Here is a 10,977-nt window from a genome sequence, read left to right as displayed (position 1 = left end):
GACCCGAAACCCGCCGACCGACAGGAATTCGACCACCCCGTTTCCGGGGCAACCCCTCTAACTTACCCGAACCCCCAGCCCGGCGCAAAACCACCGACCAAGAAGATCAATAAGCACGAGGAGTGGCCGGCAACCAGCCCGCGCACACACAACACAATCACCGAAGTGATCGAAGTGGAGTGCGCCGAACCGCGCCGACACCACAAGATTACCAGGGCCTGCCGGCGACTTGGCCCGGCGAGTATCCAACGCCCCCGTCCGGAGACCTATTCCCGCAGGTCGTGAACCGGATGGAAGTTCCGCACGAATCGAGCGGCCTGCGGCCCGGCTTCATTCCCGTCACGACTCGCCCACGCGAGCAAGGGTAGGGGCCGGGGCGTGCTACGACTGATCCACCTTGCTCAGCCTTTCCACAAGGAGAAGGGGTAGGAACGGGACGTGACTCGACAGGGGTTCCCTCGTGCCCTGATCGTGCTGGTCTGCGCCGCGGCCGCGGTGATCACTCTCGCCGGCGTCCAGGCGGTGGGTTCGATCGTCGGCCCGGTCGTCCTGGCACTGACCCTCGTCATCGCCGTCTCCCCGGTGCGCGGCTGGCTGGCCCGTCACAACTCGCCGGTGTGGCTGCAGGTGGCCGTTCCCCTCGCCGTGGTGCTGCTGGTCCTGCTCGGTATGGTCGCGGTGCTCAGCCTCGCCGCCGCGCAGCTCGCCATCCTGGCTCCCACGTACGCGGTGCAGTTCAACGCGATGGTGGCCGACCTCCAGCACTGGGCGGCGGGCCTCGGTTACGGAAGTGAACAGCTCAACAAGGCGCTGTCGTCGCTCGATTTCGGCAAGATGATCGGCCTCGCCCAGAGCGTGTTGAGCAGCCTTCTGGGAGTGCTGTCGAGCCTGTTCCTGATCGTCGTGCTGTTGCTGGCCATGAGCCTCGACGCCCCCGTGTTCGCCCGGATCGTGGACGCCGCCTCGGCCGAACGGCCCGCCCTCGCCCGAGCGCTCAAGACCTTCACGTACAGGACCCGCCGCTACCTGATCGTCTCGACCGTCTTCGGCCTCATCTGCTCGGTCCTGGACGTCATCGCGTTGTACGTGCTGAGCGTGCCGCTCCCGCTGCTGTGGGGGGTGCTCGCCCTCATCACGAACTACATCCCGAACATCGGGTTCATCCTGGGCCTCATCCCGCCGGCGCTGCTCGGGCTGCTGGAGGGCGGGCCCAAGACGATGCTGCTGGTGATCGTGGCGTACCTCGCGATCAACGTGGTGATCCAGTCGTTCATCCAGCCGAAGTTCCTGGGTGACGCCGTGGGCTTGTCCACCACGGCCACGTTCCTCTCGTTGATCGTCTGGGCCTGGGTGCTCGGCCCGCTCGGCGCGCTGCTGGCGATCCCGCTGAGCCTGCTCGTCCGTGCCCTGCTCGTCGACAGCGATCCGGACGGCACCTGGGCCGCCGCGCTCATCTCCGGGCGGTTACCGGAACGCTCCCCGGAGTCCCGCCCCGGCTCCCAGCCGGACCAGCACGATCCTCGGTGAGGCCGCCCGGCCAGGTCAGCCTCGCAGCCGTTCGACGCCGAGCACTCGTGCGGCCTCGGCGCCGGTGGCCGCGCGCACCTCGACGAAGCCGTTCTCGTTGCGCAGGATGGTGACGATCCCGGTGAGCAGCGTCCTGCCGGCGATGCGGTCGCGGGCGACGACCTCCCTGTCGATCGACAGGACGTCGCCATAGGCGTTCTCGTCGGGGGCCCACACCCAGGCGCGGCCGCTGAAGCCGGGAGCGGGACCGATCGGGACGGCGCGCACATCGGCCTCCTCGATCCGCAGGGTGGGTGCCCGGTGCGGGTTGAGTTCTGCACCGATACGCAGGCTCACGCGCAGCTGTTCCGCATATCGCTCGAGCTCCTCCTGCGACCACGAGCCAACGCCGGCGGGCAGGTTCCCGAGCATGTCGATGCGCAGGTCACCCAGTGTCTCGTCCAGACGCCGCCAGGAGTCGAGCGTCTCCTGCGGCACGACGAAGCGGCCTTCGGCATCGCCGTCCGGCACGTCCTCGGCAGGGTAGGACCAGCGGATCACCATCGGAGGCGCGGGCGCGGGTCGTGGCAACGGTCGCAACGCCGGCCACTCCTCCGGCCGCGGCGCGGTGGAGCCGGGCTCGAGCGGAAGGATCTCACGCATCCGGGCCGCGGCCAGACCGCTCGCCTCGGATTCCGCGCGCAGCGCCGGACCTGCGGCGTCGGCAAGCGGCCAGAACCGCAGCAGCCAGGCCTCCTCGACGGTTTCGGTCACGCTCTCGTCACTGTTCACCGGCCCGATGTCATCCGGCCCTATGCCGACCGGCTCCGTACGGACCGGTCCGGCGTAGGCCCGCAGGCAGTAGGCGAAGAACGGCGGACCCAGCAGCAGTTGCTGCTCCGACGGGGCGCGCATGAGGCCGCACAGCCCGACGATGCCGCCCGGACTCAGATAGAGGATCTGCCCGGCCTCGGTCCAGGGCTCGCCGGGTGGGGGAGGTTCGGCGTCCCACGCCTCCATCCGTACGCGCGCGTTCCAGGCCCACGCATGGCTTCTCACGCCGACCCGGCCCAGGGCGACCTGACCGGGCTCGGCGAGCAGCGCGCCGGCCGCCTCCTCCGGTTGGGCCTCGGCATCGAGGCCGGACGCGTCGATGAGGTCGAAACGGCCGTAGGAGATCGGCACCTCGTCCTCGACGCTGCGGATCAGTTCGGCCATCGCGTCCTCCCGTGGTGATCATGCGTGCCGGTGGAGACGCTAGCGGCCGCGGGCGACATTACGGGCGCGGGCATCACCGGGGCCGTCGGACGGGCGCGACACGGAGCGTCTGCGGGCTGCGCCGTCGTGCTCCGGCTTAGGGTCTGATCATGCGGCGATGGGACGACGACGAGCGCCTCACCGGGATCGCGGACGCCTCGGCGATGGAGCCACAGGTGTCCGCCCTGCTCGACGCGATGGCGCGGGAGGGTTGGGTGACGGAGGATCCCGAGGCCCATCTGCTCCCCCACCTGCGCCGGGCGTGCGGGTCGGAGTGGCTGCTGACCGGTGAGCGCCTGCTCGACGACGGCGTGTACGAGGTGACGGTCTCGCTGGCCGGCGACAGGGAGGGCGTCCACGTGCAGCGCGACGTGATCCGGCTGCTGTCGGCGATCGCGGAGGCCGTCTTCTTCGTACGGCAGGCCGGGCCGGGCGTGTTCGAGTGCGTGACCGGAATGCTCGACGGTGACCCGCCCGGCTTCAAGAGCCACGGCCACATGGTCCGCCTCATCGTGACGTGAGACCGGCGGGACCCCCGGCTCAGGCGGCGGGGACGGTCTTCTTCTCCCCCGGCACCGGCACCGGTGTGAGCTCCGCGCGCCTGCGCCGCCACGGGATCGCTGCGATCAGCACCGGGAACAGCACCAGCGAGCTGATCGCCCAGGGCGCGTGCAGCTCGCCCCACTTGGGCCCGTGGAACTGGGTGAGCACGATGTAGCCGATCGCGGCCCACAGCGTGCTGCCGAGGATCGCCGGCCAGGCCCAGCGGGTGGGCCGGGCGACCAGGAACGGCATGAACCACAGCAGATACTGGGCGCCGAGGCGCGGCGTGAAGATCATGAAAGACAGCAGGATCGCGATCGTGACGTCGACCGGGTCGGCCTTGCGCCACCAGATGAGGCAGGCGACGATCGCGGCGTAGATGAGGTATTGGCCGATCCTGGCCGGGAGCGGGTCGAGGTTCCAGTTGCCGCCGCTGACCAGGGCGGTCCAGCCCCAGTCGCCCGTGATCGGACGGACGTCGCTGGGCCGCAGCCCGATGGTGTTGAGCACCTCGGGAAGCTGCCGCCACTCCGTCCAGCCGCCGATCGGGAGCGTCAGCAGGAAGAACACCGGCGAGACACCGGTCGCGACCAGCGAGACCAGGCGGCTGCGCAGCCCGGGCAGGAACATCAGCAGGGCCGGGACGAGGATCACCGGCCAGCTCTTCGCGCAGAGCGCGAGCCCCATGAGCAGACCCGCCCACACGGCCCGGCCCGTCGCCGCGCGGTCCTCCTGTGACGGGTGGACGATGCGCCGCACGATCGCGCCCGGCGAGATCCAGGGCAGCGGCAGGTCACGGTTCGCGAGGCGCACGCCGGCCCACGGCAGCGGCTCGGGCCGCCGCCATTCGCCCGGGCCGCGGGCCACGACGTACGCCGCGACTCCGAAGACCAGGGAGACCGGCTCGACCTGGCCGTGCACGGAGGCGATGAGGATCGCGAGGGGGTTGCAGGCGTACTGGAAGGCGCGCAGCTTCTCGGTCCGCGCCCCGGCCAGCTTGCCGACCAGCGGGATCAGCACGACGTCGGCGACGACGGTGACGATGCGGCCGGCGTACTCCCAGGGGATGCCCAGCCACAACAGCAGGCCGTACATGTACGGGATCGTCGGGAGGAAGTGCCATCCGCCGTTGCTCTCGAGCACCGGGTCGCGGTGGTCGAGGATCGCCACGCCGGCGGGCTGGAAGCTGTTGACGTAGTCGATCGGCTGCCACTGGGTGTCCCTGGCCGACAGAACCATGATCAGCACGCGTACGGCGATGCCGAGCGTGAGCGTGACGGCCAGGGACGGCCGCCAGCCCTTCCACTGGGCGGCGAGCGCGAGCACGACGCCGGCGACGAGGACGATGCTGGTGGGGATCGCGTATTCCATGACGGTGCCAAGCCTGCCTGACGAATGGCAAAACAGGCGACTCGATCCCGGATTCGGCGTTCCGACCATCGCGATCCGTCACGATTCGGAGTATTGTGACCACGGAGTGTTACATTCAGGAGACTTCGATGAAAATTCGCCTGTGGATCACCCTTGCCGTGGCCGTGATCGTCGGGATGCTGATCGGCCTGCTCGCCCCCACGCACGGGGGCGACCGGCGCGGCGGGTAGGGGGGTCGTCCCCGCCGGACCGGCCGCCCGCTCATGGGCGCCCGACTCGGATCGGTCCGCGCTCACACGGCGCGCGGACGGCGAGGGATCCGGTCCGGCGGGCCGTGCCCGGATCCCTCTGACCGTCGACAGGCGGACGGGTCAGAAGCCCGCGGTGATCCTGGTGAAGTCCCAGTCGTTCTGCGCGATGCCGCTGCAGTTCGACACCACGCCGCCGCCCGGGCAGCCGCGGTCGCGGTTGACCGCCCAGAAGGCGAGCCGGCCCAGGCCCTTGGACTTGGCCCAGTCGCGGATCTGGGTCCAGGTGCTCACGGAGGTCAGCTCCTGCTGGTCCGACAGGCCGTTCATGCCCGAGATGCCCATGTGGGCGTACGCCTGGGCGTCGGTCCAGCCCCAGGCCGCCTTGAGCGCGTTCTTCAGGCCCTCGGCCGCGTTGACCGTGTTCTGGTACATGTCGGCGCCGCCGCCGAAGTCGAACGGCATGATCGTGTAGTTGTCGATGTTCACGCCCAGCGCCTTCGACTGGTTGATCAGCCGCGTGCCGTAGTAGGTCGGGCCGGTCGTGCTGGTGCCGAAGGTGACGACGACCTTGACGTTCGGGTTGTTCTGCTTGACGATCTTCAATCCGCCGAGGATGCGGTCCTGGACGGCCTCGTTCTCGAACTCGTCGGTGTTCTCGATGTCGAAGTCGACCGCGGCCGGGTTGTAGGCGTTGACGACCTGCTGGACGGCCGAGGCGAAGGCGGACGAGCTGGAGCAGTTGGGACCGAGCTTGTTGCCCTGCCAGCCGCCGAAGGAGATCTGGACGTTGCCGCCCGCGGCCTTGATCTGCGAGATCGCGGTGGCGTCGGCGCTGCCGGACAGCGGGCGGGAGCCGTCCCACGCGGGGGTGCAGCCGCCGCCGGAGAGCATGAAGGCCATCGTGAACTGCTTGACCCCGGTGGCGTTCATGACCGTCGCCGGGTTCGGCGGGTTGCCCCAGCCCTCGTACAGGTAGGGCGCGCCGGGGAGCTTGCCGCCGCTCGTGGGGCAGCCCGTGGTGGTGCCGGTCACCGAACCGCTCGCCGCGGACTCGCCGTTCGAGTTGTACGCCTTGACGGTGTAGGTGTGGGTGGTGCAGGTGCCGAGGCCGGAGATCGTGGCGCTGGTGCCGCTGACGGTCGCCTTGACCGAGGTGCCCTCGTAGACGCGGTAGCCGGTCACCGTGCCGCTCGACGCGGACCACGACAGCGAGATCGACGAGTTCGTGGTGCCGGTGACGGCCGGGTTGCCGGGCTTGCCCGGGGCGCCGGACGGAGGCGTCGGCGACGGGCTCGGGGACGGGTTGCCTCCGCCGCTGACCTGCTTCCACAGGGCTGGGACGTTCGGCGGCTCCCAGCCGGTCAGCGACGTGTGCGCCTGGATGCACTCGTAGTCGACGCCGTTGTAGGTCACCCGGGCGCCGATGGCGTACCACGTGTTCGGGGCCCATGCCGGGTAGGCCAGCATGACCACGCTGTTCGGGGCCGCCGAGGCGGACGCGGCCGTTCCCGCGACCAGTCCGGCGACGGCCAGGAGGAGGGAGGCGAGCAGGGCGAGGGCCGCCCTGGCGTGCCGGCCCGTACGGAGGCGAAGCTGCATTCTTCCTCGCAAGGGTTGGGGGGTGGGTGGGGGGATCACTTCAGGGCGTCGAGATACGCCCTGTGGGAGCGGGAGAATTCGGAGCCCGTGTACGTGTCCCAGTTGACGGACCAGGCCATGAGGCCGCGCAGGCCGGGAAAGACGCCGTGCGGCCGGTAGGAACCGCAGCCCGTCCCCTTCGCCAGGCAGCCGAAGGCGCTCTGCACCTCGGCCGTGCTCGTGTAGCCGTTGCCGGCGTACGGCGCGGCCGGCAGACCGATCGCGACCTGGTCGGGACGCAGCGGCGGGAAGGTCGCGCCACCGGCCACGGGGAAGCCGGTGAGCAGCATGTCGGTCATGGCGACGTGGAAGTCGGCCACGCCCATCGTGTGGTACTGGTTGTCGAGGCCCATGATCGGCCCGGAGTTGTAGTCCTGGACGTGCAGCAGCGTGAGGTCGTCACGCAGCGCGTGGATCACGGGCAGGTACGCCCCGGAGCGGGCGTCGGCCGTGCCGTTCTGCCCGGGGCCGTAGAACTGGTAGCCGAGCTGGACGAAGAACGTCTCGGGGGCCATGGTGAGCGTGAACTTCGCGCCATACCTGGCCTTGAGCGTCTTGATCGCCGAGATGAGGTTCACGACCACCGGGGTGGTCGGATTGCGGAAGTCGGTGTCGCCGGGGTTCAGCGACAGCGAGTGGCCCTCGAAGTCGATGTCGAGGCCGTCGAGGCCGTACCTGTCGATGATCGCGGCGACGGACCGGACGAACGTGTCCCGGGCGGCGGTGGTGGTGAGCTGGACGATCCCGTTCTGGCCGCCGATCGAGATCAGCACCTTCTTGCCGGCCGCCTGCTTGGCGCGGATGGCGGCGACGAAGTCGGCGTCGCTCTCGACGTTCGGGCACTCCGCGGCCGGGCAGCGGGTGAACCGGATGTCGCCGGAGGTGGGCGAGGTCGGCTCGCCGAAGGCCAGGTCGATGATGTCCCACGCGTCGGGGACGTCGGCCATGCGCACGTAGCCGGAGCCGTTGGCGAACGAGGCGTGCAGGTAGCCGGCCATCAGCCGCTTGCCGCCCGGCGGCGGGCTCGGCGAGGTCGACGGCGATGGCGATGGCGATGGGGATGGGGATGCAGACGGTGACGGGGACGGGCTGGCCGAGGGGGACGGGGAGGGCGAGGCCGGGACGCCCGGGCCGTCGAGGACGACGTCGTCGGCGTAGTAGGCGCCCTGGCCGTACCAGCCGTTGACGTAGATCGTCACACTCGTCGTGGACGACCCGGTGGTGAACGACGTCGACAGCTGCGACCACGACGATCCCGGCGACCCCCACGTCTGGGCGTTCACTCCCGTGCCGGTCGCCCCGAGGAACACGTAGTTCCCCTGCACCCACGCCGACAGCGCGTACGTCGTGGACGGCTTGACACTGACGGTCTGCTGGCACCGGGCGTAGTCCCCGCCCGCCGGAGTCGCCGACAACGCCTTCGACCCGCCGTGCACCGGACTCGGCACCGCCTGCGCCGAGAAGGCGCACGTCCACCCCGACAGACCCGACTCGAACCCCGGGTTGGCCGCGATGTCGGCGGCACGGGCCGGGCCGGTGAACGTCGCCGTGAGCAGGCCGGCGAAGGCGAGCGACGCCGCCGCGCCCAGGCCGATGAGCTTGTTCATGTGCCTCATCCCGTGTACGAAGCGAAGATCTTGGAGAACTCGTAGGGCGACTGGGGGATGTTGGTGCAGGAGTAGAGCGCCCCGGTGCAGGCGTTGCGGTCGCGGGTCGTCTCCCAGAAGGCCAGCAGCCCCAGGTGCCTGTCCTTGGCGAAGGCGACGAGCTGGCGGGCGTCGTCCTGGTTGTAGATCCGGCCGTCGTCGTTTTGGCCGAGCATCGGCGTGACCCCGACCATCCGCCACACCTGGGTGTCGGACAGGCTGGGATACAGGCTCTTGAGCTGCGCGAAGGTGCTGTTCGCCGCCTGGACCGCCGCGTCGCCGTAGTCGACGGACTGGTAGTAGTCCATGGCCATGACGTTGACGGCGTCGAGCCTGACCCCGGCGTCACGGGCCGACCGCACCACGTTGAGGCCGTCGGCGGTCAGGCCGTTCGGCAGCACGGGCAGCGTGAGGGAGATCTTCAGGTCGGGGTGGGCCTGCTGCAGCCGGGCGAGCGCCTGCGACCGGCGGGCGATGGACGCGGGCTCGGCCGCCGCGGATCCCTCGATGTCGAGGTCGATGTATTTCAGGTCGTAGGCGGTGACGACGGCGTCGTACTCGCCGGCCAGCGCGTTCACGTCCGTGCACGCCTGGGCGAGCTCGATGCCGGTCGCGCCGCCGAAGGACACCTTGACGTCGCCGCCGCCGGCGCGGATCGCGTCGATCTGGTCCTTCGCCCACTTCTGCCGCGGGTCGTACGCGTTGAACCACATCGCCTTACAGCCCGACGCGGTGACGAACGCGAGGGTGAAGCTCTTCAGACCGGAGGCCGAGGCCATCGCGCTCAGGCTCGGGGTCGGCCAGGCGCCCATGTCCACGTACGGCGCGGTGCGCAGGGCTCCGGGAGCGGGCGGGGGCGAACTCGGAGACGCGCTCGGCGAGGGGGACGGCGAGGTCGTCGTGCCGTCGCACGGACCACCGTTGAGGCGGCAGTTCGCCGGCGTGCCGGGTCCGCTGTTCACCCAGCCGAACGTGGTCGAGGCGCCGGGAGCCAGGCCGCCGTTGTACTCGCGGTTCCTGAACGTGTAGTGGTCGCCGGAACGCGTCATCAGCGCGTCCCAGTAGGACCCGACCGTCGAGCCGGCGGGAAGGTCGAACTCGACCGTCCAGCCGGAGGTCGCAGCGGTCCCGGTGTTGGTGAGGGTGTAGCGGCCCTGGTAGCCGGAGCCCCAGTCGGAGTCGGCCGAGAAGACGGCCTTCACCGTGGCGGCCTCGGCGGGCAGCGCGACGAGAGCGGGCGCGAGTGCGGCCACCGCGGCGAGCGCACGCCAGACGTACCTGATCTGCATGGACACAACCTCTGTGGGGGGTGAACGGGGAGGTCATGGGAATCCGTACGGCCGGCGCCTGACGGAGGCGGCCGATCGGAACAGCACCGGCCGTACGGCACTCGAGGGCGTCTGGTGACGGGACGCGAGAGGAGAACGCTACGGGTGAGGAAGGGCCATTTTCGGCTCCCGGTGATTCTTCTTTTAGGAAAGTTTCCTAAGAGTTGTACGGATCGTAGCTTTGCGGTCGCTGGTTCACAAGACCCAATTCGACAGCGTTCCTAACGAACCGTGTCATCGCCGGTAGAGGCGCGGAAGCGGGTTATGCGCGCGTTAAGAGCCGGCTGCTCGTCCGTTAAGGAGAGCACGGTCGAGGGCGAGGTCAGCGGAGGATCGCGCCCTCGCGGACGGCGTGCCGGCCGTCGCGCTGCACGTTGACGAAGTCGACGAGGCCGACCAGCTTCTCCAGGTCGAACCCGGCGTCGATCCGATCGGCGTCGGCGGGGAGGTAGACCGTGAGCAGGTAGTGGCGGCCGGTGGCCGCGCCGAGCGCGTCGAGCTGCGCGCGGAACTCGGCCAGCAGGGCCGTCAGGTTCCGCCTGTCGTCGACGCCGGTGTGGTTGCCGAGGTGCCCATCGCCGCCGGGCCACTCCCAGTCGATGTCGATGCCGTCGAAGACGCCCGCCGCGCTGCCCGGACCACCCCTGCCCTCGACGCCCGGCAGGTCGCCCCTGATGTAGGTGTCGAGACACGACTTCACGAACCTCTGCCGGGTCGCGGCGGTCCGCGCGACGTCGGAGAAGTACTTGGAGTAGGTCCAGCCGCCGATCGAGATCAGTGCCTTCAGGCCGGGGTGGCGGGCCTTCAGCTTCTTCAGCTGGTTGAAGTTGCCGGCGAGCGGGGCGTCCGGAGGGTCGGCCACGCCGTCCAACGACTCGGCGGCCGTGAAACCGCGCTGGTAGTCGGCCCAGGCGTCGCCCGCGCCGTCGCCCTGGTCGGGGTCGTTCGGGTCGGGCGCGAGCGGCCGGGTGACCCCGCTGAGACAGGTGAGCGTGCCGGGGTCGATGTTGGCGAAGGCGTAGAGGACGTGGGTCAGCCTGCCCGCCAGCCCGCTGCTGTCGAGGTCGCGCACGGTGGACGTGGCGCCGTACGCGCCGCGCTGCGGGACGTACCCGATCCTGATGCGGCCCGGCGAGGGGGACGGCGACGGCGTGACGGTCACGGTGACCGTCACCTCGGGCACGGGCGCGGGAGCGGCGGCCTGTGCCGGAGTGGTCTGTGCGGGAGTGACCGTGGCCTGCGCGGGAGCGACGGCGGCCCGCGCCGGGACGACGGCGGCCCGCCGCACCACGACACGTGACCTGGACTGTGTCTGGCCGACGGCCGTGGCGCCGGTCTCGGTGGCGCGGGCCGGGCCGTACCAGGCGACGAACAGCGAGGACAGCACGGCGCTCAGGACCACGACGGCGAAGGTGCCACGCGTGATCGCTCCCATGG

At 70.2% G+C, this 10,977-nt stretch carries 8 protein-coding genes; 2 read left to right on the top strand and 6 right to left on the bottom strand.

The window, feature by feature from the left end; translation table 11 throughout:
* Positions 1-438: 438 nt before the first annotated feature.
* Positions 439-1,527, top strand: coding sequence for an AI-2E family transporter (locus ABZ860_RS33995; protein ID WP_357228215.1), 1,089 nt, complete (start codon positions 439-441; stop codon positions 1,525-1,527).
* A gap of 15 nt (positions 1,528-1,542) precedes the next feature.
* On the opposite strand, the gene ABZ860_RS33990 is transcribed toward ABZ860_RS33995, so the two are convergent.
* Positions 1,543-2,724 (bottom strand): hypothetical protein, encoded by a 1,182-nt coding sequence (locus ABZ860_RS33990; RefSeq protein ID WP_357228212.1) that lies wholly within the window; start codon positions 2,722-2,724, stop codon positions 1,543-1,545.
* Positions 2,725-2,873: 149 nt separating this feature from the next.
* On the opposite strand from ABZ860_RS33990, the gene ABZ860_RS33985 reads away from it, so the two are divergent.
* Positions 2,874-3,284, top strand: a complete 411-nt coding sequence (locus ABZ860_RS33985) for a hypothetical protein (protein WP_357228209.1) — start codon at positions 2,874-2,876, stop codon at positions 3,282-3,284.
* A gap of 19 nt (positions 3,285-3,303) precedes the next feature.
* On the opposite strand, the gene ABZ860_RS33980 is transcribed toward ABZ860_RS33985, so the two are convergent.
* From ABZ860_RS33980 to ABZ860_RS33960, 5 genes are all read right to left on the bottom strand, one after another.
* Positions 3,304-4,677 (bottom strand): hypothetical protein, encoded by a 1,374-nt coding sequence (locus ABZ860_RS33980; protein WP_357228206.1) that lies wholly within the window; start codon positions 4,675-4,677, stop codon positions 3,304-3,306.
* Positions 4,678-5,048: 371 nt separating this feature from the next.
* Entirely contained in the window at positions 5,049-6,527 is a 1,479-nt protein-coding gene (locus ABZ860_RS33975; protein ID WP_357228204.1) for a carbohydrate-binding protein, read from the bottom strand.
* A 35-nt stretch (positions 6,528-6,562) separates the two neighbouring features.
* Positions 6,563-8,173, bottom strand: a complete 1,611-nt coding sequence (locus ABZ860_RS33970; RefSeq protein ID WP_357228201.1) for a glycosyl hydrolase family 18 protein — start codon at positions 8,171-8,173, stop codon at positions 6,563-6,565.
* A 5-nt stretch (positions 8,174-8,178) separates the two neighbouring features.
* A complete protein-coding gene (locus tag ABZ860_RS33965) occupies positions 8,179-9,501 on the bottom strand; it encodes a cellulose binding domain-containing protein (RefSeq protein ID WP_357228198.1) in 1,323 nt (440 codons plus the stop codon).
* 361 nt (positions 9,502-9,862) lie between these two features.
* Positions 9,863-10,975 (bottom strand): glycosyl hydrolase family 18 protein, encoded by a 1,113-nt coding sequence (locus ABZ860_RS33960; RefSeq protein ID WP_357228195.1) that lies wholly within the window; start codon positions 10,973-10,975, stop codon positions 9,863-9,865.
* Positions 10,976-10,977 lie beyond the last annotated feature (2 nt).

Origin of the sequence: Microbispora sp. NPDC046973 (genome assembly GCF_040644495.1) — a bacterium.
Lineage (GTDB): Bacteria > Actinomycetota > Actinomycetes > Streptosporangiales > Streptosporangiaceae > Microbispora.
This window is presented reverse-complemented; position numbering and strand designations above follow the sequence as displayed.